Genomic DNA, 21,188 nt, shown 5'->3' with positions numbered 1-21,188 from the left:
TTGAGAACTCTAGGCCCTGAATCCAAGCGGAATCTCCTGTTGGACTACTGGATCCAAGTGAGCCAGCCTTGGTGTGTCCTGCCGGTCATGGCCGGAACACCTCTTCGATGGAGCCCGCATGTACATCCCGTCCGCCGACCGCTACGCGAACATGCCCTACCGGCGCACCGGACGCAGCGGCCTGAAGCTGCCCGCCCTCTCGCTCGGCCTGTGGCACAACTTCGGCGGGGACCGGACACCGCAGACCCAGGGCGAGATCCTGCGCCGGGCCTTCGACCTCGGCATCACCCACTTCGACCTGGCCAACAACTACGGCCCGCCGCCCGGCTCCGCCGAGACCGCGATGGGCAAGGCACTCGCCACGGACTTCGCCGCCCACCGGGACGAGATCATCGTCTCCACCAAGGCCGGCTACCTGATGTGGGACGGCCCGTACGGCGAGTGGGGCTCGCGCAAGAACCTGCTCGCCTCGCTGGACCAGAGCCTCACCCGGCTCGGCCTCGACTACGTCGACATCTTCTACTCGCACCGGCCCGACCCCGAGACCCCGCTCGAAGAGACCATGGGCGCGCTCGACGCGGCGGTCCGCCAGGGCAAGGCGCTCTACGTCGGCGTCTCCAACTACTCACCCGAGCAGACCCGCGAGGCCGCCCGCATCCTGAAGGACCTCGGCACCCCGCTCCTCATCCACCAGCCGCGCTACTCGATGCTCGACCGCCGGCCCGAGGACGGCCTGCTCACCGCCCTGGACGAGCTGGGCGTCGGCTCCATCGCGTACTCGCCGCTGGAACAGGGCATCCTCTCCGACCGCTACCTCAACGGCATCCCGGAGGGCTCCCGCGCCGCCGGCAGCAGCCCGTTCCTGTCGGCCGAGGCGGTCACCCCGGACCTGGTGTCCCGGCTGCGCGAGCTCAACGAACTCGCCGCCGCACGCGGCCAGTCGCTCGCCCAGCTGGCCCTGGCCTGGGTGCTGCGCGGCGGGCGCGTCACCTCCGCCGTGGTCGGCGCGAGCAGCGTCGCGCAGCTGGAGAACAACGTCGAGACGGTCCGGAACCTGGACTTCACCGACAAGGAACTCGCCCGCATCGAGAAGCTGCTGAAGGGCGCCAAGCGCGGCTGACGACCCGGGCCCTGTCGTCACATTCCCGTCTGCCGGGCGACGACGGGAAGGTGACGCCAGGGCCCGCCCCCGGCGGCCCGCACCGGCCGCCGGGGGTGCCAATGGATTGGACCTGTGGCGTGCTCGGCACCCCTGGCCTGGGCGTTCATCGGCGCGTACCGTGTGGCCGCATGAAGATCCTCGTCAGCGCCGACATGGAAGGCGCCACCGGCGTGACCTGGCCGGCCGACGTGCTGCCCGGCACGCCGCAGTGGGAGCGGTGCCGCTCCCTGTTCACCTCCGACGTCAACGCCGCCGCCCTCGGCTTCTACGACGGGGGAGCGGACGAGGTGCTGATCAACGAGGCCCACTGGTCCATGCGCAACCTGCTCCTGGAGAGACTGGACGACCGCGTCCAGATGCTCACCGGCAAGCACAAGTCGCTCAGCATGGTCGAGGGCATCCAGCACGGCGACGTCGACGCGGTCGCCTTCGTCGGCTACCACACCGGGGCCGGTACGGAGGGCGTCCTCGCCCACACCTACCTCGCCAACTCCATCACCGGGGTCTGGCTGAACGGCGTGAGGGCCAGCGAGGGCCTGCTCAACGCCCATGTCGCCGCCGAGTACGGCGTCCCCGTCGTCCTCGTCACCGGCGACGACCTGACCTGCGTGGACGCCGAGGGGTACGCCCCCGACGCCGCGAAGGTGGCGGTCAAGGACTACGTGTCGCGGTACGCCGCCGTCTGCCGCACCCCCGCCCGTACCGCCGCCGACATCCGGGCGGCCGCCGCCCGGGCCGTCCCCCTGGCCGGCCGGTACACCCCGGTGGAGGGCGGCCCGTTCACCGTGGAGCTGGAATTCGACGCCGAGCACCTGGCCGCCGCGGCCACCGTCGTACCCGGTGCGGCGCCGAGCGGCGAGAGGCGGGTCTCCTACACCAGCGCGACGATGTACGAAGGTATCCGCACGTTCAAGGCGGTGACGACGATCGTCTCGGCCGCCGTGGAGGAGCAGTATGGCTGAGGCGACCGCCCCCCGGGACTCCGTCGACGCCCTGGCGCTCGACGAATCGGTGACGTTCACCTCCGAACTGATCCGCATCGACACCACCAACCGGGGCGACGGCGACTGCCGCGAACGCCCCGCCGCCGAGTACGTCGCCGAGCGCCTGGCCGCCACCGGCCTGGAACCCGCTCTCCTGGAACGCACCCCCGGCCGCACCAACGTGGTCGCCCGGATTCCCGGCACCGACCCGTCCGCCCCCGCCCTCCTGGTCCACGGCCACCTCGACGTGGTGCCGGCCGAGGCCGCCGACTGGACCGTGCACCCCTTCTCCGGCGAGGTCCGCGACGGGAGCGTGTGGGGGCGCGGGGCCATCGACATGAAGAACATGGACGCGATGGTCCTGGCCGTCGTCCGGTTCTGGGCCCGGGCCGGCATCCGCCCCCGCCGGGACATCGTCATCGCCTACACCGCCGACGAGGAGGCGAGCGCCGATGACGGCTCCGGCTTCCTCGCCGACCGGCACGCCGCCCTGTTCGACGGCTGCACGGAGGGCATCAGCGAGTCCGGCGCGTTCACCTTCCACGCCGGGCCGAACCTGCCGCTGTACCCCATCGCGGCCGGCGAACGCGGCACCGGCTGGCTGAAGCTCACCGCCCACGGCAAGGCCGGCCACGGCTCCAAGGTCAACCGCGCCAACGCCGTCAGCGAGCTCGCCGCCGCCGTCGCCCGCATCGGCGAGCACGAGTGGCCCGTCCGGCTCACCCCCACGGTCCGCGCCGCGCTCACCGAGATCGCCGCGCTCCACGGCATCCACCCCGACCTCGACGCCCCCGGCTTCGACGTCGACGAACTCCTCGGCAAGCTCGGACCGGCCGCGGCGCTCGTCGCCCCGACCGTCCGCAACAGCTCCAACCCGACGATGCTGGAGGCCGGCTACAAGGTCAACGTCATCCCGGGCCACGCCACCGCCTACATCGACGGCCGGACCGTCCCCGGCGGCGACGAGGAGTTCCACGCCACGATGGACCGGCTCACCGGCCCCTCCGTCGACTGGGAGTTCCACCACCGCGAGGTCGCCCTCCAGGCCCCGGTCGACTCACCCACGTACGGCAGACTGCGCGCCGCCATCGAGCGGTTCGACCCGGACGGGCACGTCGTGCCCTACTGCATGTCCGGCGGCACCGACGCCAAGCAGTTCTCCCGGCTCGGCATCACCGGCTACGGCTTCTCGCCGCTGAAGCTGCCCGTCGGCTTCGACTACCAGGCCCTCTTCCACGGCGTGGACGAGCGCGTCCCCGTCGACGCGCTGCACTTCGGCGTCCGGGTCCTGGACCACTACCTGCGCACCGCCTGACCCACTCGGGGGAGACCGACACCGATGTCATCCGCACAGCCCTACGGCAGCTGGCCCTCACCGATCGACGCCGCACTGGCCGCTTCCCACGACGGGCGGCCCGAGTACACCGGAGCGGTCGGCGACGAACTGTGGTGGACCGCACCGCGCCCCGCCGAAGCCGGCCGGCGCGCCCTGGTCCGCCGCACCGCCGACGGCACCACCACCGAACTGCCCGCCCCCTGGGACGTCCGCAGCCGAGTCATCGAGTACGGCGGACAGCCCTGGGCCGGCACCGAGCGGGCGGAGGGCGGCCCCCTGGTCGTCTTCGTCCACTTCGCCGACCAGCGGCTCTACGCGTACGAGCCCGACGGCGACCGCGAACCGTGGCCGCTCACCCCCGTCTCCGCCGTCGGCGGCGGCATGCGCTGGGTGGACCCGCGCCTCCACCCCGGCCGGGGCGCGGCCGGCGAGGTGTGGTGCGTCCTGGAGGAGTTCACCGGCGAGGCGCCCACCCAGCTGCGCCGGGTCCTCGCCGCCGTTCCCCTGGACGGATCGGCGGCCGGCGACCGGTCCGCCGTACGCGAGATCAGCGACGGCCGCCACCGGTTCGTCACCGGCCCCGAGGTGTCGCCCGACGGGCGGCGCGCCGCCTGGATCGGCTGGGACCACCCGCGCATGCCCTGGGACGGCACCGAAGTGCTGGTCGCGGACATCGGCGACGACGGCACCTTCCAAGGCGCCCGGGCCGTCGCCGGCGGTCCCGAGGAATCCGTGCCCCAGGTCCAGTGGACCGCCGACGGGCGGCTGCTCCTGGCGAGCGACCGCACCGGCTGGTGGAACCTGTGCCTGCTCGACCCGGACACCGGCGACACCCGGGAACTGTGCCCGCGCGAGGAGGAGTTCGCCGGCCCGCTGTGGAAGATCGGGCTCGTCTGGTTCCGCGCCCTGGAGAACGGGCTGATCGCCGTTCTCCACGGCAAGGGCACCACCACCCTCGGCCTACTCGACCCGGAGACCTGCGACCTGGTCGACATCGCCGGTCCGTGGACCGAGTGGGTGCCGACCCTCACCGTGCGCGGCTCCCGTGTCACCGGCGTCGCCGCGAGCCCGCACAGCGGCTACGAGATCGTGGAGCTGGACACCGCCACCGGGCACACCCGGGTCATCGGCACCCCGCACGAGGACGCGGTCGACCCCGCGTACTACCCGGAACCCGTCCTGCGCACCTTCACCGGGCCCGGCGGACGCGAGATCCACGCCCAGATCTACCCGCCGCGCAACCCCGGACGCACCGGACCCGAAGGTGAGCTGCCGCCCTACGTGGTGTGGGCCCACGGCGGCCCCACCGGGCACGCGGCGCTCGTCCTCGACCTGGAGATCGCCTACTTCACCTCACGTGGCATCGGCGTCGCCGAGGTCAACTACGGGGGCTCCGCCGGATACGGCCGCGAGTACCGCAACCGGCTGCGTGAGCAGTGGGGCGTCGTGGACGTCGAGGACTGCGCCGCCGTCGCCGCGACGCTGGCCGCCGAGGGCACCGCCGACCCGGACCGGCTCGCCATCCGGGGCGGCAGCGCCGGCGGCTGGACCAGCGCCGCCTCGCTGACCGGCACCGAGGTCTACGCCTGCGGGACGATCATCTACCCGATCCTCGACCTCGCCGGCTGGGGCACCGACGAGACCCACGACTTCGAGTCCCAGTACCTGGAATCGCTGGTCGGCCCGCTCGCCGAGGTCCCCGAGCGCTACCGGGAACGCTCCCCGGTCGGCCGCACCGACCGGCTCACCGTGCCGTTCCTGCTGCTCCAGGGCGAGGACGACCCCATCTGCCCGCCCGTGCAGTGCGAGCGCTTCCTCGCCGCCGTCGAGGGGCGAGGCATCCCGCACGCGTACCGCACCTACCCGGGCGAGGGCCACGGCTTCCGCCGCGCCGGCACGATGATCGACGCGCTGGAGTCCGAACTCTCCCTGTACGCCCAGGTGTTCGGCTTCGACCGGCCCGATGTGGCCGTCCTGGAGCTGAAGCGGTGACCCTCACCCTGCTGGCCCGGCCCGCCCGGCTGCGCCCCGGGGCCAGGGTCGCCGTGGTCTCGCCGAGCGGCCCCGTCCCCGCCGACCGGCTGGAACCCGGCCTGGACATCCTGCGCGGCTGGGGCCTCGACCCCGTGCCGATGCCCCACGTGCTGGACGTCCACCGCGACCTGGACTACCTCGCCGGTACGGACGAGGCACGGGCCCGGGACCTTCAGGACGCGTGGTGCGACCCGGCCGTGGACGCGGTGATCTGCGCGCGCGGCGGGTACGGGGCGCACCGCATGGTCGACCTGGTGGACTGGGCGGCGGTGCGCGCGGCCGGGCCCAAGGTCTTCGTCGGCTACAGCGATGTCACCGTGCTCCACGAGGCGTTCGCGCTGCGGACCGGGTTCGCCACCCTGCACGGGCCGATGGCGGGGACCGAGACCTTCCTCAAGGACCCGCGCACCCAGGAGTCCCTGCGGGCCACGCTCTTCGAGCCGGGGACGCAGCTGACGCTGGGCCTGGAGGAGGCGCGGGCGCTGGTTCCGGGACGGGCGCGCGGCATCACCTACGGCGGCTGCGTGAGCCTGCTCGCCGCCGACCTGGGCACCCCGCACGCCCGTCGCTCGGCCCGGGGCGGGCTGCTCGTCATCGAGGACACCACGGAGGACCCGTACGGCCTGGACCGCATCCTCACCCAGCTGCTGCGGGCCGGGGCGCTCGACGGGGTCGCCGGGGTGGCCTGCGGGTCCTGGGCGGGGTGCGGGCCGTACGAGCGGGTGCGGGCGGTGCTCGCGGACCGGCTGGGTGCGCTGGGCGTCCCGGTCGTGGAGGAGCTGGGCTTCGGGCACGGGCCCACCGGGCTCACCGTCCCGCTCGGGGTGCCGGCGGTGCTCGACGCCCCGGCGGACGGCGGCCCGGCGACCCTCACGGCCGAGGTGCCCGCACTGCTCTGACCTGCCGATGTCCCGGCCCCGTCACCCGGACGGCCGAACATCTCCGCCCGCGGGGACGGGGGCGGGGCCATCCTGGAGCCCGGGCGACGGCCGTACCAGGGCCGGGAAAGGGGCTGCTCATGAGCCCGAAGGACGTGTCGAGCAGCGGGAAGGGCGGCAGCGGGGCCTTCACCCCGGCCCGCATCCTGGTCCTCGTGATCGCGGTCCTGTCGATCGTGTTCATCGCCGAGAACACCGAGGACGTCGAGGTCCGCCTCATCGTCCCGCTGGTGACGGCGCCGCTCTACGTATGGCTGGTCGTGATGTTCCTGGCGGGCATGGCGTGCGGCGCCTATGTCTTCCGGAGGCGGTCCAAGTAGAAGCGCGGCGACGGCCGTGCGGGCAGGGTGCACAGGCCCTGCCCGCGCGGCCGTTCTAGGCTGGGACGATGTCCGACACCCGCTACCTCGCCGAGGGACCGCGCACGGCGATCCGCCCCTTCACCCCGGGCGACGCCGAGGAGTTCACCGCCCGGGCCCGGGAGAGCACCGCTCTGCACCGGCCCTGGCTGTTCCCGCCCACCACGCCCGAGACGTACGCCGGCTACGCGGGGGCGCTCATCGAGGACCCGACGCGAGCCGGGTTCCTCGTCTGCGAACGGGACGCGGCGGGCGGGGCGGGCGCGATCGCCGGGTTCATCAACATCAACAACATCGTCGCCGGAGCCTTCCGCTGCGGCGCCCTCGGCTACGGCGCCTTCGCGCACGCGGCCGGGCGCGGCCTCATGGGCGAGGGGCTGGGCCTCGTCCTGGACCACGCCTTCGGCCCGCTCGCCCTGCACCGCCTCGAAGCCAACATCCAGCCGGACAACGAGGGATCGATCGCGCTCGTGCGCGGGGCGGGATTCCGGCTGGAGGGCTACTCGCCGGACTTCCTGTACATCGACGGCGCCTGGCGCGACCACGAACGCTGGGCGATCACCGCGGAGATGCGCCGCCCTGCTTGACGCACCGCCCTGCTTGAGCACCGCCCTACTGGACCAGGCTCCGCGCCGCGTCCGCGATGTGCGTGCGCGAGATCCCCGCCGCGTCGAGCAGCTCCGCCGTGGTGCCGGACCCGGGGAGGTCGCTCCCCGCGAGGTGGACGAAGCCCGGGTGGCTGCCGGACTCCGCGAGCGACGACAGCACCGCCTCGCCGATGCCGCCCTCCGGGTGGTGGTCCTCCACCACGACCAGGGCCCCGGTCTCGCGGGCCGCGCGAGCCAGCGCCTCGGCGTCGAGCGGCTTGACCGAGTACAGGTCGATGACCCGGGCCCGTACGCCGTCCTCGGCCAGCAGATCGGCGGCGGCCAGGCACTCGTGCAGTGTGACCCCGGCACTGACCAGGGTGACCTGGTCGTCGTCGCCGTGGCGCAGGGTCTTCGAGCCGCCCACGGGGAACGTCTCCTCGCCCCCGTACAGCACGGGGTAGGCGCCGCGCGTGGTGCGCAGGTACGAGATCCCGTCGATGTCCGCCATGGCCACGGTCAGGGCGGCGGCCGAGGTCGCGTCGCTCGGGTAGAGCACGGTCGAACCGCGCACCGCGCGCATCATCGCCAGGTCCTCGACGCCCATCTGCGAGGGTCCGTCCGCGCCGATCTCCACCCCGCTGTGCGTCCCGCAGAGCGCCATCGTGATCTCCGAGACGGCCGCCATGCGGATGAAGTCGTGTGCCCGGGTGAGGAACGCCGCGAACGTCGTCGCGTACGGGCGGAAGCCGCGCACGGCCATGCCGACTGCCTCGGCGACCATCTGCTGCTCCGCGATGTATGTCTGGAAGAAGCGGTCCGGGTACGCCTTCTTGAAGTCCTCCGAGTGCGTGGAGTTGCCGACCTCGGCGTCCAGGGCGACGACCTCGGGCCGTACCCCGAGGGCCACCAGCGCCTTGCCGAAGGCGACCCGGGTGGCGACCTCGTCCCCCTTCTCGAAGCGCGGCAGCTCCACGGATCCGCCGGTGCGCTTCGCGGCGGGGGCGGCCTTCGGCGGCCGGGGGCCCTCCACCCGCAGGTCGCGGACGCCGCCCAGCTCCTCGACCGCGCGCTCGGCCAGGTCGTCGGGGAGCGGCTTGCCGTGCCAGCCCTCCTTGTCGGCGACCTCGCTCACCCCGCGCCCCTTGACGGTCTTCGCGACGATCACGGTGGGGGCGCTGCCGTCCGCCGCCGTCTTCAGGGCCCGGTCGACCTCGGCCAGGTCGTGGCCGTCGACCACGAGGGCCCGGCAGCCGAACGCCTCGACGCGGCGCGCGTAGGTGCCGGTGTCCCACCCCAGCTCGGTGGGGCCGGACTGGCCGAGGCGGTTGACGTCGATGATCGCGGTGAAGTTGCCCAGCCGGTGCTGACCGGCCTTGTCCAGGGCCTCCCAGACGGACCCCTCGGCCATCTCGCTGTCCCCGCACAGCACCCACACCCGGTACGGCTGCTTCTCCAGGTCCCGCCCGGCGAGCGCGATGCCCACACCGTAGGCGATGCCCTGGCCCAGCGAGCCGGTCGCCACGTCCACCCAGGGCAGCGCGGGCGTGGGGTGGCCCTGGAGCCGGTGGCCGAAGCGGCGGTACGTCGTCATCAGCTCCTCGTCGGTGACGGCACCGGCGGCCTTGAACATGGCGTAGAGGAGCGGCGAGGCGTGGCCCTTGGAGAAGACCAGGTGGTCACCGGCCGGATTCTCGGGCGCGTCCCAGTCGTACCGCAGATGCCGGGTCATGAGGACCGCCATCAGATCGGCCGCCGACAGGCTGGACGTGGGGTGCCCGGACCCCGCCGAAGTGCTGGCGCGCACCGAGTCCACCCGCAGCTGCTGGGCGAGCTCGAAGACCTCGGTGAGATCGCTGTCGGGGCCGAGCGTGCTGGTCTGTTCGCTGGTCATGGGCCGGACCTTTCGCGTGAGGGCGGGACGACGGAACGGGTTCCCGAATCCGGGCGGTCCATCACCTTCCCGGGGCAGGTTGCCCTCGTTTGCGCTGTGGGGCCTGCCGGCCGACGCCCGCGCGCCGGCCGGCAGGCCCCGTCCGTCAGGCGTCGGCCCGGCTGCCCCGTACGACGCAGGAGCGGTTGTTCTCCCAGCCCCAGCCGTCGCCGTCGGGGTCGGAGGAGGCGGCGGTGCAGTACGGGTATCCGTTGGGAGCCGTGCCCGTGCCGGCACCCGTGTCCGGTGCGCTGCCCCGTACGACGCAGGAGCGGTTGTTCTCCCAGCCCCAGCCGTCGCCGTCGGGGTCGGAGGAGGCGGCGGCGCAGTACGGGTATCCGTTCGGGGCCGTGCCCGTGCCCCCGTCGCCGCCGCTCGAACCGCTGCCGTAGACCGTGGCGCGGACGGAGGTGGCGGCGATGCCGTTGCTGCCGTTGAAGAGACGGTCGCCCCAGCCGGTCAGCGAGTCCGGATTGAAACCGTTGACGAGGTCGAGGTACTCGACCCCGCCGCCGTTGCCGCTCCACGACCAGCCGATGTAGCCGACTCGCAGCGCCTGGGCGGTGGCCATGATGGCGTCCTCGTCGGGGTTTCCGTCGCTGTGCGCGTTGCCGAACTCGCCCACGACGACGGGGAGCCCGTTGTCCACGAAGTGGTTCAGGTAGTCCCGCACTTCGGTGGCCGTGTCGTACACCCCGTACATGTGGATGGAGAAGACGGTGTTGCGGTCCGGGTCGGAGGCGAAGACCGAAGCGGCGTTGTCCCGCATGGTGCCGGACCAGTCCTGGCCCCAGTTCGGAGCGTCCACCATCAGGGCGTGCCGCAGTCCGGCGTTGCGCAGCTTGCCGATGGCGTTCTTGGTGGCCGAGGTCCACCCGGTGTAGCCGGTGTTGCCGAACGGTTCGTTGCCGATGTTGACGACGACGTAGTCCTCCTGGCCCACCAGCGCGCTCTTGACGCCGATCCAGTAGTCGGCCGCCCTGTCCAGCGAGGTGGCGGCCGAGTCCTCGCCGTAGCCGGTGGTGTCGTGCGCCTCCAGCACGCAGATGACCTTCGCGGCCTTGCACTGCGCGATGAGCGAGGACACCTGCGACGTGGTGGTCTTCGTCCAGCGGTCGCCGGTGCCCAGTACGACGCGGACCGTGTTGGCTCCCTTGGCGGCGATGTCGGAGATGGCGGTGGTCTGCTCCGGATACCAGGCGTACGCGTGGTTGACGCCGCGCATCACGAACTCGTTGCCGTTGGCCTCGTGCAGCCGTCCGTCGCTGACGTGGAGGCCGGTGCCGGCGGCCTGTGCGGCGACGGCGGGACCGAGGACGGACAACAGGGTGCCGGCCACTCCGACGGCCAGGGCCGTGACGGTCGCGAGCAGGGAGCTTCCGGGTGGTTTCTTCATGGGCTCTCCTCAAGGGGGCATGGGTGGGACGTCCGCGGCCGCTCGACGTGGTCCGGCGCACCCACGTCGAGGACAACGTTGTCAGGAGGCGTGGGGAACTCGGTGACGGGCGGGTGCCGGGTGGTCGGGGCGGCGGCCGAGGGTGTGGCCGGGCGCAGGACTGACGGGTGGTCAACCTGGCTCTGCCAAAGGGAATCAGGGGCCGCCGCGCAGTGTCTGGCGTCGGCCCGGCGGTGCACTCATATGAGGCACTGGATGTTCCATTCATGTCAATAGACGTGTCACCCGTATTTCATCCGCGGCTTCCTTCCGGATAAGCAGGCGGACGATATCCAGGCTGCTGGAGGTGCATTCCGGGGCGCACTTCGGGTGGCCGGAAGGGAGGTAATTTACTAAAACATTGCTCAACTAAAATGACAGGGCTAGACAACGTTGTCAGGTCCGGGGCAGAGTACGACTGGGGGCGATGTGCGTCCCGCGCGGAAGGGCGGAACAGGTAATGGTGTACGGAGCATTCGACATAGGCGGGACCAAGATCGCCGGGGCCCTCGTCGACGGGAGCGGACGCCTGCTCGCGCGGGCGCAGCGGCCCACCCCCGCCCGGCGGCCCGCCGAGGAGCTGGCCGCCGCCGTCGCGGCCGTACAGGACGAACTCGCGGCCCATCCGGCGTGGGCCGGTGTCACATGCCTCGGGATCGCCAGCGCGGGGCCGGTCGACACGGCCCGTGGCACCGTCAGCCCGGTGAACATCCCGGCATGGCGGGAGTTCCCGCTGGTCGAGCTCGTCCGCAGCCATCCGGCGACCCCGGCGGGGGTCACGCCCGTCCTCGTCGGGGACGCCGTGGCCATGACCGCCGCGGAGCACTGGCTCGGCGCCGCACGCGGTGTCGCCAACGCCCTGTGCATGGTGGTCTCCACGGGCGTCGGAGGCGGTCTGGTCCTGGACGGCAGGGTCCACGGCGGCCGTACGGGCAACGCCGGGCACATCGGCCACATCACGGTCGATCTCGACGGCCCCCGCTGCCCCTGCGGAGCGCCGGGCTGTGTGGAGACCTTCGCCAGCGGGACGGCCATCGCGGCCCGTGCCCGTGCCCTCGGCTGGACCGCGCCGCCCGGCGTGGCGCCCACCGCTGCGGCGGTCGCCGAGGCCGCCCGGGGCGGCGACGACCGGGCGCGCTCGGCCTACGAGCGCGCCGCGCAGGCGCTGGCCGCCGCGATCGCCGCGACGGCTGCGCTCGTGGAGCTGGACCGTGTGGTCATCGGGGGCGGGGTGGCCCAGGCGGGCGAGGTCCTGTTCGCCCCGCTGCGGCGCCGCTTGGCCGACTACGCCGTACTCGACTTCGTACGGGACATCGCCGTGGTGCCCGCCGGTCTGGCGCTGGACGCCGGGCTCGTCGGCGCCGCGGCCGTCGCCGCGTCGGCGCCGGCCATCGGGCCCGTACCGGCCATGCACCCCTGATCGCCCCGAATCCGGGCACGGCGACGCCTGCCGGACCCGTAAGGAAGTACACGTGGAACCACTCGTCAACACCGTGCGCCCCTACGCCTGGGGCTCCACCACGGCCCTGCCCGGCCTGCTGGGGGTCGCCCCGGACGGCCGGCCGCAGGCGGAGCTGTGGATGGGGGCGCACCCCGGCGCCCCCTCACTGGTCCGGCGCCCGGAGGGGGACCTGCCGCTCGACGCCGTGATCGAGGCCGCGCCGGCCGCCGAGCTGGGCGATGCGGTGCTCCGGCGCTTCGGCCCCCGGCTGCCGTTCCTCCTCAAGCTGCTCGCGGCGGTCGCGCCCCTCTCGCTCCAGGTCCACCCCGACCTGGCCCAGGCCGCGGTCGGCTTCCGGATCGAGAACGCCGCCGCCGTCCCGCTCGACGCCCCGCACCGCAACTACCGCGACGACAACCACAAACCGGAGATGGTCGTCGCCCTCGGGAAGTTCGAGGGGCTGTGCGGCTTCCGGACGCCCCGGGAATGCGCCGAGCTGCTCTCCGCGCTCCGGGTCGCCGGACTGGACCCGCACTGCGTGGCCTTGCGTACGCACCCCGAGGAGGAGGCGCTGCGGGCGGTGTTCTCCGCGTTTCTCGCGCCCTCCCAGGCCCTCGTCGCGGCGGTGGCCGAGGCGGTCGCGCGCGAGGCGCGGTCGGACGGTCCCCACCGGAAGGACTTCGCTCTCTACGACCGCGTGGCGCGGGCGCACCCGGGAGACCCCGGGCTGCTCGCCGCGCTGATGCTGCGGCCCGTCCGGCTGGCACCCGGCGAGGGGCTGTTCCTCGGGGCCGGTGTGCCCCATGCCTATGTGCGCGGGCTGGCGGTCGAGATCATGGCCGCTTCGGACAATGTGCTGCGCTGCGGTCTGACGGCCAAGCACGTGGACACCGCGGAACTCCTGCGTGTCGTGCGGTTCGACGCGCCGCCCGTGCGCGTCGTGAGGCCGGTTCCGGACGGGCCGGAGGAGGTGTACCCGGCGCCGGTGGACGACTTCCGGCTCTCGCGCGTCCGGGTGGCGGAGGGCGGCCCGGCTGTGGTCCTGGACGCGACAGCTCCGCACATCCTCGTCTGCACGCGCGGCCGGGTGCGCCTGAGCGGTCCGCGGGGTGTCGTCCCACTTGGTCCGGGCGGCTCGGCGTACGCGCCGGCGGGGGAGCGGGTGGCGGTCGAGGGGGACGGGGAGCTGTACCGGGCCACCGTCGACACGGGCGCTCCACAGGCCTGCGGCGATGCACCGATTCACCCGTATTCGGCAGCCTCGTGACTTGACCGGTTTCGTGCAGAGGTGCCAAGAGTCTCCCTCTCCTTTCCCGATTTACGCGAATCGGTGAGGAAGGGGGCGGGCGTCACATCACATCGTGCTCGGCAGCGGGCGACAAGGACGATAAGCACTCGCCGGCTCAGCGGCCTTCCGCCGCTGGGCCGGCGAGTGCGTGAACCGGGTCAGGGGTGCGCCCTCGGACACCCGGACTTTCCGTCTCTGCGGGGTACGGCAGTGCACCGACCCTCTTCGGAGGTCGGTGCCGGCCGGGTTCGGGTGTGCGGACCGCTACTTCGTCGCGCCCTGGGCGAAGCCGTTGTAGATGTAGCGCTGGAGGAAGAGGAAGGCGATCAGCGTCGGGATGATGACGAGGACGGCCCCTGCGGAGATGTTCTCCCAGTGTGCTCCGAACGGACCCTTGAAGCGGAACAGTGCGGTGGAGACCGTGCCGAGCTCCGGTGAGGGCATGTAGAGGAAGGGGATGTAGAAGTCGTTGTAGACGGTGATCCCCTTGATGATCACCACGGTCGCGATCGCCGGCTTGAGCAGCGGGAAGATGATCTTCCGGTAGATCGTGAACGAGTTCGCCCCGTCCAGCCGCGCGGCCTCGTCCAGGGATACGGGGATGCCGCGGATGAACTGCAGGAAGATGTAGATCGAGACGATGTCCGTGCCCATGTACAGCAGGATCGGGGCCCAGCGGGTGTCGAACAGGCCGAAGCTGTTGACGACCTGGAAGGTCGCGACCTGCGTGGTGACCCCGGGCACGAGGGTGGCGATCAGGAAGAGCGCCATCACGAGCTTCTTCGCCCGGAAGTGGAACCGGTCGATGGCGTAGGCCGTCATCGAGCCGATCAGCACGGTGCCGGTGATGGAGAACAGCAGGATGAACGCGGTGTTGCCGAAAGCCGTCAGCATCTGGCCGTCGGAGAACGCGGTCGCGTAGTTGTCGAAGTTCAGCCAGTCGCCCGGGAGCGACAGGGCTCCGCCGTCGGTGGCCTCCGAGGAGGTCTTCAGCGAGGTGAGGAAGACGACGGCGAGCGGGAGGACCACCACCAGCGAGGCGACGACGAGCGACAGGTAGACGAGCGACTGGCCGATCCGGGCGCGCCTGCGGGCTCGTGGCCGGCCGGGTGCGGTGCGGGCGCGGCCCGCGGTCTTCGGGGCAGCGGTCTGCGGGGCCGTGGTCATACGAGGTCCACCTTTTCGTCGGGCACGAGCCGGCGCTGGATCCAGGTGATCAGCAGAATGATCAGCAGCAGCACCACGGCGGCCGCCGATGCCAGCCCGGTCTTGTTGAACTGGAACGCGAGCTTCACGGTCTGGATGACGAACGTGGAGGTGCCGGTCGCGCCCCCGGTCATGATCCAGGGAATCTCGAACACCGCGAGTGATCCGGAGATCGCGAGGATGACGCTCAGGCTCAGCACGGGCCGGATGCTCGGAGCGATGATGTGCCGGAACTGCTCCCACCTGTTCGCCCCGTCGAGCTGGGCGGCCTCGTACAGCTCCCCGGGAATGGACTGGATCGCGCCGAGGAACAGGACGAAGTTGAGGCCCGTGAAACGCCACACCGAGACGCCGGCGAGTGACGTGTTGGCAGAGGCGGGGTCGCCCAGCCACGCGTGGTCGGGGCTCTGGCCGAACCAGGACAGCACCGTGTCCAGGGTGCCGCCGTCCTGGAAGAAGTACAGGAAGACGAACCCGATGGCGACGCCGTTGATGAGGTAGGGGAAGAAGAGCAGTCCCTTGAACAGGTTGCGGAACCGCAGGTCGAAGCTGAGCACCGTGGCGAAGTACAGCGCGATCACGATCTGGACCGCGGACGCCGCGAGGTAGTAGAAGCTCACGAAGAAGACCCGGAAGAGCTCGGGCCGCGTGAAGATCTGGACGTAGTTGTCCATGCCCGTGAAGTTCCGGTCCGGGCTGATCCCGTCCCAGTCCGTGAAGCTGTAGTAGAGCATGTTGCCCACCGGCACGTAGGTGAACGTGATCAGCAGGGCCAGCGGCGCCACCAGGAACAGCCACGGCGTCGCGCGGCGGAGCGACCGGCCCCGGGGCCTGCGCTGGCGGGGGCTGCTGCCCGTGGGGGAGGTGCCGCGCCGCTGGGGCGTCGCGCGGGGCGTTTTCACGCTCACCGCCTCGGTCGTCTCGGTCATGTCGGGCCTTTCGTCGTCCGCGTCGGTCATGCGGTGTGCGCGGGACGGGCCCCGGCCGGTCCTCCGCGGCCGGGACCCGCGCCGGGTCAGGAACCGGCGGTCTTCGCGGCGTCGTTCCACTTCTTGTTCAGCTCGCCGAAGTAGCTTTCGGTGCTGCCCTTCTGCGCCCCGCGGGCGATGTCGATCAGCTTCTGCCGGTAGTCGGGCTTGTTGAGGCCGATCTCGGCGGCGTTGTCGATGTCGTTCACCGTGCCCGTCTTGCGCTCCGAGCGTTCGACGAACATGACATCGTTGTCAACGAATTCCTTGAGGGTGTCGGGCATGGGGGCCGACTTCAGGGTGGGGACGGCCCCTTCCTTGGCGGAGTAGCCGGACTTCTCCGTGAACCAGTCGATCCAGGCCCGGGCCGCTTCCTTGTGGTCCGAGTGGATGTTGACGGCCTGCTGGTAGTCCGAGACGAGCGTCGCGCACTGCTGCCCTTCGTCCTGTTGGACGGGGACGGGCATGTAGCCGATGTCGTCGGGGCTCTTGCCGGCCTTCTCGGCGGCGTCGCGCATCTGTGTGATCGCCCAGGAACCGACCATCATGGAGCCGATCTCACCCTTGGCGAGCTTGCTCTTGGACGCTTCCCAGTTGGTGGTGCTGGGGTCCTTCTCCGAGAGCCCGTCCTTGACGATGTCGAAGAGCAGGTTGTCGATCACTCCGAGTTCGCTGCCCGCCTTCCAGGGTGAGACGGCGCCCGCCAGCTTGTTGTTGGCCTCCTTGTCGCAGCTGACGGAGCCGATGTTGGCGGACCACTGGACCAGCGGCCAGCCGTCCTTGAAGTTGGTGTAGTAGGGAGTCGATCCGGTCTTCGCCTTGACCGCCTTGAGGTCCGCGATGAACTCCTGCGGAGAGTCCGGCCAGGCGGTGATGCCGGCCTTCTTCCAGAGGGCCTTGTTGTAGACGAAGCCGTTGGCCGTACCGAACTGAGCGATGCCGTAGGTCTTGCCGTTGACCTCCGACTTGTCGCTGAAGCGGTACTTGTCCGCCATCTCGATGGACGACCCCAGCGGCGCGAAGAACTTGGGGTAGTCGTTCTTGGCGACCGCTGCCGGGATCATCAGTACGTCACCGTATTTGTCCGTGTTCATACGGATCTTGACTTCGCCCTCGTAATCGGTGAGGCCCTCGAACTTCACCTTGATCTTGGGGTAGACCTTGTTGAACTCCGCCGCGTAAGCCTTCATGGCCCCGCTCTTGATCAGGTCCGTCCGCTGCGTCAGGACCGTGATGGTGCCGCTCGCCTTGCTCGCGTCCGCCGGGGCGGAGGCCGTCTCGGTCGACGGCGTACCGCTGCCACTGCAACCCGTGGCGGTCAGTGTCGCGATGGCCAGAAACGCACCTGTGAGTGTCCTGGTCTTCCCCATGTGCCCAACTCCTTCGGACGGCGGCTCGGGTCTGCGCCGGATGTCGGCACTATGGCAGGGCGGGGGTGAACCGGTAAAGCGTTTGTTTCCTCTACGATGCGGAATCGTTACCACGTTTTGCGTTGTCGCAGGTGGAGAGCGTGCGACGAGGCGAGCGTGTTGCCGTCCCGTAACTAGACCGGTTTATGGACAGTGATCCATCGGCGGGTTAGGTTGTGCGGCGTCGAACATCTGTCAGCGCGCGCACCTGGGCCGATTGGAGCCGCACCATGAAGGACATCACCCCGCTTGCCGAAGGCTGGAATCTGCGCCATGACGAGGCGCTGCTGCCCGCCCGGGTCCCCGGCTGTGTCCACACGGACCTGCTTGCCGCGGGCCTCATCCCGGACCCCTTCCTCGAACGGAACGAGACCGAGGTCGCCTGGGTCGGCCGACGCGACTGGGCGTACGTCACCGACGTCTCCCACGAAAGTGCCCACGAGCGCACCGACCTGGTCTTCGAAGGCCTCGACACCGCCGCGCGGATCACCTTCGCCGGCCGGGACCTCGGAGCCACCCGGAACATGCACCGCACGTACCGGTTCGACGCCACTGGCCTGAACGGGCAGTTGGAGGTGCGCTTCGCCTCCGCGTACGAGGAGGCCGAATCCGTACGGGCGATCACCGGCGACCGGCCCAACGTGTATCCCGAGCCGTTCCAGTACATACGGAAGATGGCCTGCAGCTTCGGCTGGGACTGGGGGCCGACGCTCGTCACGGCCGGCATCTGGCGGCCCGTACGCCTGGAGCACTGGTCGACCGCCCGTCTCGCCACCGTCCGCCCCCTCGTCACCGTCGACGGGGACCGGGGGGCCGTGGAGGTGAGGCTTCAGGTGGAACGCACGGAGTCCGGGGCCGCCGCCGGGCTGCGGGCGCGGGCCGCGGTGGCAGGTGAGGAGGCGGAGGTCCGCTTCGAGGGGGACGAGGCCGTGGTACGGCTGACGGTCGACCGGCCCCGGCTCTGGTGGCCGCGCGGTTACGGGGAGCAGCCTCTCTACGAGCTGGAGGTCACCCTGTACGACGAGGGGGGTGCGCTGGACACCTGGCAGCGGCGCATCGGCTTCCGCACCGTCGAGCTGGACCGCACCCCGGACGAGCACGGCACCGGCTTCACCCTCGTCGTCAACGGCGAGCGCGTCTTCGCCCGGGGCGTCAACTGGATCCCGGACGACGTGTTCCCCTCGCGCATCACCCCCGAGCGCTACCGAACCCGGCTGCGGCAGGCGGCCGACGCCAACGTCGACCTGGTGCGCATCTGGGGCGGCGGCATCTACGAGGACGAGGCGTTCTACGACGCCTGCGACGAGCTGGGGCTGATGGTCTGGCAGGACTTCCTTTTCGCCTGCGCCGCGTATCCCGAGGAGCAGCCCTTGCGGGGTGAGGTCGAGGCCGAGGCGCGTGACAACGTTGTCCGGCTCATGCCGCACGCCAGTCTGGTCCTGTGGAACGGGAACAACGAGAACCTCTGGGGCTTCCGCGACTGGAACTGGGAGCCCGGACTCGCCGGTGACTCCTGGGGTGAGGGCTACTACCTGGGGCTGCTGCCCCGCGTCGTGGCCGAACTCGATCCCACCCGCGCCTACTGCGCCGGCAGCCCCTGGTCGGGGTCGTGGAACCACCACCCCAACGACCCGGCCCACGGCACCTACCACTCATGGGAGGTGTGGAACCGCCAGGACTACGCCGAGTACCGGGCGAACGTCCCCCGGTTCGTCTCCGAGTTCGGCTGGCAGGCCCCGCCCGCGATGGCCACGCTCCGGCGCGCCCTCCCCGGCGAGGTTCTCGCGCCCGACTCGCCCGGAATGCTTCACCACCAGAAGGCCGAGGACGGAAACGGCAAGCTGGACCGCGGAGTCGCCCGCCACTTCACCCTGCCCGACGACGACTTCGACCGCTGGCACTATCTGACCCAGGTCGTGCAGGCCCGTGCCGTCGCCGCCGGCATCGAGCACTGGCGCTCCCACTGGCCGGTCTGCGCCGGCACCGTGGTCTGGCAGCTCAACGACTGCTGGCCGGTCAGCTCCTGGGCCGCCGTCGACGGGGACGGCCGCCTCAAGCCGCTCCACCACGAGCTCCGCCGGGTCTACGCGGACCGCCTGCTGACCCTGCAACCCGGTGACCGGGGACCGGTGCTCGCCGTGGTCAACCAGTCGGCGACGCCTTGGCGCACGGAGGTGGCACTGCGCCGCATCGAGGCCGACGGGGCGACCACCAGCCGCGGCATGCAGGAAGTAACGGTCGCCGCCCGTTCCGTCGTCCGGCTCCCCGTCCCTGCCGGGCTGGCGCCCGCCGGGCTCAGCACCAAGGAGTTCCTCGTCGCCGACGCCGACGGACTGCGGGCCACCTTCTTCCCCGTTCCCGACAAGGAGTTCGCCTACCAGCGGCCGGCGTTCGACATCGTTGTGGAGCCCGGTCCGGACGGCAGTGGTAACGTCCACGTGGTGGTCATAGCACACACACTCATCAGGGATCTTCTCCTGCAGGCGGACCGGCTCGCCCCCGGCGCCACGGCCGACCGGGGCCTCACCACACTGCTGGCCGGGGAGCAGGTCCGCATCCGGGTCGACGGGTGCGGCGACGTCACCGCCGACGACGTCCGGGGGGCCTTGTTCTGCGTGGGCGAGCGGTGAGCGCTCCGGTCCGCGTGACCATCAAGGATGTCGCAGCCCGGGCGGGCGTCTCCAAGGGTGCGGTCTCCCTGGCGTTCAACCAGAAGCCCGGGGTGTCGGACGCGACCCGGGAGCGCATCTTCGCCGCGGCCCGGGAGCTGGGCTGGGCGCCCAACCAGACGGCGCGCAGCCTCTCCGGCCGGCGTGCCGACATCATCGGTCTCGTGCTGTGCCGCCCGGCCCGTCTGCTCGGCCTGGAGCCCTTCTACATGGACTTCATCTCGGGCATCGAGGCCGTGCTCGCCGAACGGTCCTGCTCCCTGCTCCTGCGCCTGGTGCGTGATGTCGACGAGGAGATCGAGCTGTACCGGACCTGGTGGCGCAGCCAGACCATCGCCGGCGCGGTCCTCGTCGACTTCCGGGCCGACGACCCGCGCGTCCCGGCGCTGGAGGCCATCGGGCTGCCGGCGGTCGCCGTCGGCCATCCGTCGCTCACCGGCTCGTTCCCCGCGGTGTGGACCGACGACGCCACGGCGACGGCGGAGGCCGTCCGCTATCTGGCCGCTCTCGGACACCGGCGACTGGCACGGGTCGGCGGTCCCGCGGGATTCGGGCACAGCGCGATCCGGACGCAGGCGTTCGACGCCACGGTCAGGGAACTCGGGCTGGAACAGGGGACCCAGATCGCGACGGGCTTCGATGAGCGGGAAGGCGCCCGGGCGACGCGCTCCCTGCTGCTGGCGAGCCACCGGCCGACCGCGATCGTCTACGACAACGACATCATGGCGGTGGCGGGGGCCGGTGTCGCGGCGGAGATGGGGTTCGTCGTCCCGGACGACGTGTCACTGCTGGCATGGGACGACTCCCAGCTCTGCCGGATCACCCATCCCACCCTGTCGGCGATGAGCCACGACGTCCATCACTTCGGCGCCGAGGTGGCCCGCACCCTGTTCGCCCTGACGGAGGGGAAGCACAGCGGTTCCCTCCAGGTGCCGACCCCGTCCCTGACACCCCGGGGCTCCACGGCGCCGGCGCCCCAGTAGCAGCGGTGCGCCGCGCGCCCGGTCCTCCCGGTCGCGCGGCCCCGCGTCACCGCCGCTTGTAGTTGATCTTCATCGTGTCCATGTCCGTCGCCGTGGACCGCAGCTCCCCGTGCCCGTAGCCCGCCTCGCGCAGTGTCGTCAGCGCCCGGTCCTCGGCGATCGCGCCGGCCATCTCCTCGCCGTCCTCGGCGTCCGAGACGACCACATAGCGGAAGCTGAAGTGCTTGAGGACCCGGTCGTAGGTGAGCGACCCCTCCTCGGTGAACTGCATCGCGGCCAGCCCGTGCTCCTCGACCTCGGCCAGCAGCCGCTCGCGCGCCGCGTCCGTCAGGTCCTGCCACGTGCCGCGCACGATCACCCGGTACGTGTGCTGCGTACTCATCTGTTCCGCTGTTCCTCTCGGCTGCCGCGTACGTGTCCGGTGGGAGCGTACGGGGGACGGGAGCGGGACGGAAAC

17 protein-coding genes are annotated in these 21,188 nt (G+C 71.4%); 11 read left to right on the top strand and 6 right to left on the bottom strand.

Translation table 11 applies throughout. From position 1 onward, the window contains the following. Nucleotides 1-118 precede the first annotated feature (118 nt). From ACLQ2N_RS04735 to ACLQ2N_RS04705, 7 genes are all read left to right on the top strand, one after another. On the top strand, nucleotides 119-1,120 hold the full coding sequence (locus ACLQ2N_RS04735) for an aldo/keto reductase (RefSeq protein WP_361022204.1): 1,002 nt from the start codon (nucleotides 119-121) through the stop codon (nucleotides 1,118-1,120). A 170-nt stretch (nucleotides 1,121-1,290) separates the two neighbouring features. Continuing rightward, a complete protein-coding gene (locus ACLQ2N_RS04730; protein ID WP_425809325.1) occupies nucleotides 1,291-2,124 on the top strand; it encodes a M55 family metallopeptidase in 834 nt (277 codons plus the stop codon). Continuing rightward, nucleotides 2,117-3,460 (top strand): M20/M25/M40 family metallo-hydrolase, encoded by a 1,344-nt coding sequence (locus ACLQ2N_RS04725; RefSeq protein ID WP_425809323.1) that lies wholly within the window; start codon nucleotides 2,117-2,119, stop codon nucleotides 3,458-3,460. The genes ACLQ2N_RS04730 and ACLQ2N_RS04725 overlap by 8 nt, the downstream gene beginning before the upstream one ends. Nucleotides 3,461-3,484: 24 nt before the next feature. Beyond that, nucleotides 3,485-5,473, top strand: coding sequence for a prolyl oligopeptidase family serine peptidase (locus ACLQ2N_RS04720; protein WP_425809321.1), 1,989 nt, complete (start codon nucleotides 3,485-3,487; stop codon nucleotides 5,471-5,473). Further along, on the top strand, nucleotides 5,470-6,414 hold the full coding sequence (locus ACLQ2N_RS04715; protein WP_425809319.1) for a S66 peptidase family protein: 945 nt from the start codon (nucleotides 5,470-5,472) through the stop codon (nucleotides 6,412-6,414). Before ACLQ2N_RS04720 ends, ACLQ2N_RS04715 begins: the two co-directional genes overlap by 4 nt. A gap of 119 nt (nucleotides 6,415-6,533) precedes the next feature. Further along, nucleotides 6,534-6,773, top strand: a complete 240-nt coding sequence (locus tag ACLQ2N_RS04710; protein ID WP_425809318.1) for a DUF1049 domain-containing protein — start codon at nucleotides 6,534-6,536, stop codon at nucleotides 6,771-6,773. A 68-nt stretch (nucleotides 6,774-6,841) separates the two neighbouring features. After that, entirely contained in the window at nucleotides 6,842-7,399 is a 558-nt protein-coding gene (locus ACLQ2N_RS04705; RefSeq protein ID WP_425809316.1) for a GNAT family N-acetyltransferase, read from the top strand. A gap of 25 nt (nucleotides 7,400-7,424) precedes the next feature. Here the strand turns inward: ACLQ2N_RS04705 and ACLQ2N_RS04700 are convergent, their stop codons facing one another. Beyond that, entirely contained in the window at nucleotides 7,425-9,293 is a 1,869-nt protein-coding gene (locus tag ACLQ2N_RS04700) for a transketolase (protein WP_425809314.1), read from the bottom strand. Between the two features lie 145 nt (nucleotides 9,294-9,438). Continuing rightward, nucleotides 9,439-10,728, bottom strand: coding sequence for a cellulase family glycosylhydrolase (locus ACLQ2N_RS04695; RefSeq protein ID WP_425809312.1), 1,290 nt, complete (start codon nucleotides 10,726-10,728; stop codon nucleotides 9,439-9,441). A gap of 499 nt (nucleotides 10,729-11,227) precedes the next feature. Between ACLQ2N_RS04695 and ACLQ2N_RS04690 the strand changes: the two genes are divergently transcribed. Beyond that, the gene (locus ACLQ2N_RS04690) at nucleotides 11,228-12,187 is read left to right on the top strand and encodes an ROK family protein (RefSeq protein WP_425809310.1); all 960 of its coding nucleotides are present in this window, start codon (nucleotides 11,228-11,230) and stop codon (nucleotides 12,185-12,187) included. A 52-nt stretch (nucleotides 12,188-12,239) separates the two neighbouring features. After that, nucleotides 12,240-13,475 carry a mannose-6-phosphate isomerase, class I gene (gene manA / locus ACLQ2N_RS04685; protein WP_425809308.1) on the top strand — a complete coding sequence of 412 codons (1,236 nt, stop codon included), beginning with the start codon at nucleotides 12,240-12,242 and terminating at the stop codon, nucleotides 13,473-13,475. A gap of 285 nt (nucleotides 13,476-13,760) precedes the next feature. Here the strand turns inward: manA and ACLQ2N_RS04680 are convergent, their stop codons facing one another. The 3 genes from ACLQ2N_RS04680 to ACLQ2N_RS04670 all read right to left on the bottom strand — a co-directional run bounded on the left by ACLQ2N_RS04680 (nucleotide 13,761) and on the right by ACLQ2N_RS04670 (nucleotide 17,040). Further along, nucleotides 13,761-14,663, bottom strand: a complete 903-nt coding sequence (locus ACLQ2N_RS04680; protein ID WP_425809306.1) for a carbohydrate ABC transporter permease — start codon at nucleotides 14,661-14,663, stop codon at nucleotides 13,761-13,763. Beyond that, a complete protein-coding gene (locus ACLQ2N_RS04675) occupies nucleotides 14,660-15,631 on the bottom strand; it encodes a carbohydrate ABC transporter permease (RefSeq protein ID WP_425809304.1) in 972 nt (323 codons plus the stop codon). The genes ACLQ2N_RS04680 and ACLQ2N_RS04675 overlap by 4 nt, the downstream gene beginning before the upstream one ends. An 86-nt stretch (nucleotides 15,632-15,717) precedes the next feature. Then, entirely contained in the window at nucleotides 15,718-17,040 is a 1,323-nt protein-coding gene (locus tag ACLQ2N_RS04670; RefSeq protein WP_425809302.1) for an ABC transporter substrate-binding protein, read from the bottom strand. 269 nt (nucleotides 17,041-17,309) lie between these two features. On the opposite strand from ACLQ2N_RS04670, the gene ACLQ2N_RS04665 reads away from it, so the two are divergent. Continuing rightward, on the top strand, nucleotides 17,310-19,709 hold the full coding sequence (locus ACLQ2N_RS04665) for a glycoside hydrolase family 2 protein (protein ID WP_425809300.1): 2,400 nt from the start codon (nucleotides 17,310-17,312) through the stop codon (nucleotides 19,707-19,709). After that, complete coding sequence (locus tag ACLQ2N_RS04660) at nucleotides 19,706-20,731, top strand: LacI family DNA-binding transcriptional regulator (protein ID WP_425809298.1); 1,026 nt, start codon at nucleotides 19,706-19,708, stop codon at nucleotides 20,729-20,731. The genes ACLQ2N_RS04665 and ACLQ2N_RS04660 overlap by 4 nt, the downstream gene beginning before the upstream one ends. 46 nt (nucleotides 20,732-20,777) lie before the next feature. Here the strand turns inward: ACLQ2N_RS04660 and ACLQ2N_RS04655 are convergent, their stop codons facing one another. Then, on the bottom strand, nucleotides 20,778-21,113 hold the full coding sequence (locus ACLQ2N_RS04655; protein ID WP_425809296.1) for a DUF6204 family protein: 336 nt from the start codon (nucleotides 21,111-21,113) through the stop codon (nucleotides 20,778-20,780). Between the last annotated feature and the right edge of the window lie 75 nt (nucleotides 21,114-21,188).

Origin of the sequence: Streptomyces sp. DT224 (assembly GCF_049844595.1) — a bacterium.
Classification (GTDB): Bacteria; Actinomycetota; Actinomycetes; order Streptomycetales; family Streptomycetaceae; genus Streptomyces.
The sequence above is the reverse complement of the archived record's forward strand: the minus strand, read 5'-3'. Positions and strand labels throughout refer to the sequence as shown.

Bases quoted from the DNA above. Each gene is read 5' to 3' on its own strand.
- ACLQ2N_RS04665 (WP_425809300.1), top strand. From the start codon at position 17,310: ATGAAGGACATCACCCCGCTTGCCGAAGGCTGGAATCTGCGCCATGAC.
- ACLQ2N_RS04670 (WP_425809302.1), bottom strand. From the start codon at position 17,040: ATGGGGAAGACCAGGACACTCACAGGTGCGTTTCTGGCCATCGCGACA.
- ACLQ2N_RS04690 (WP_425809310.1), top strand. From the start codon at position 11,228: ATGGTGTACGGAGCATTCGACATAGGCGGGACCAAGATCGCCGGGGCC.
- ACLQ2N_RS04655 (WP_425809296.1), bottom strand. From the start codon at position 21,113: ATGAGTACGCAGCACACGTACCGGGTGATCGTGCGCGGCACGTGGCAG.
- ACLQ2N_RS04680 (WP_425809306.1), bottom strand. From the start codon at position 14,663: ATGACCACGGCCCCGCAGACCGCTGCCCCGAAGACCGCGGGCCGCGCC.
- ACLQ2N_RS04730 (WP_425809325.1), top strand. From the start codon at position 1,291: ATGAAGATCCTCGTCAGCGCCGACATGGAAGGCGCCACCGGCGTGACC.
- ACLQ2N_RS04710 (WP_425809318.1), top strand. From the start codon at position 6,534: ATGAGCCCGAAGGACGTGTCGAGCAGCGGGAAGGGCGGCAGCGGGGCC.
- ACLQ2N_RS04735 (WP_361022204.1), top strand. From the start codon at position 119: ATGTACATCCCGTCCGCCGACCGCTACGCGAACATGCCCTACCGGCGC.
- ACLQ2N_RS04675 (WP_425809304.1), bottom strand. From the start codon at position 15,631: ATGACCGAGACGACCGAGGCGGTGAGCGTGAAAACGCCCCGCGCGACG.
- ACLQ2N_RS04725 (WP_425809323.1), top strand. From the start codon at position 2,117: ATGGCTGAGGCGACCGCCCCCCGGGACTCCGTCGACGCCCTGGCGCTC.
- ACLQ2N_RS04720 (WP_425809321.1), top strand. From the start codon at position 3,485: ATGTCATCCGCACAGCCCTACGGCAGCTGGCCCTCACCGATCGACGCC.
- ACLQ2N_RS04705 (WP_425809316.1), top strand. From the start codon at position 6,842: ATGTCCGACACCCGCTACCTCGCCGAGGGACCGCGCACGGCGATCCGC.
- ACLQ2N_RS04700 (WP_425809314.1), bottom strand. From the start codon at position 9,293: ATGACCAGCGAACAGACCAGCACGCTCGGCCCCGACAGCGATCTCACC.
- ACLQ2N_RS04695 (WP_425809312.1), bottom strand. From the start codon at position 10,728: ATGAAGAAACCACCCGGAAGCTCCCTGCTCGCGACCGTCACGGCCCTG.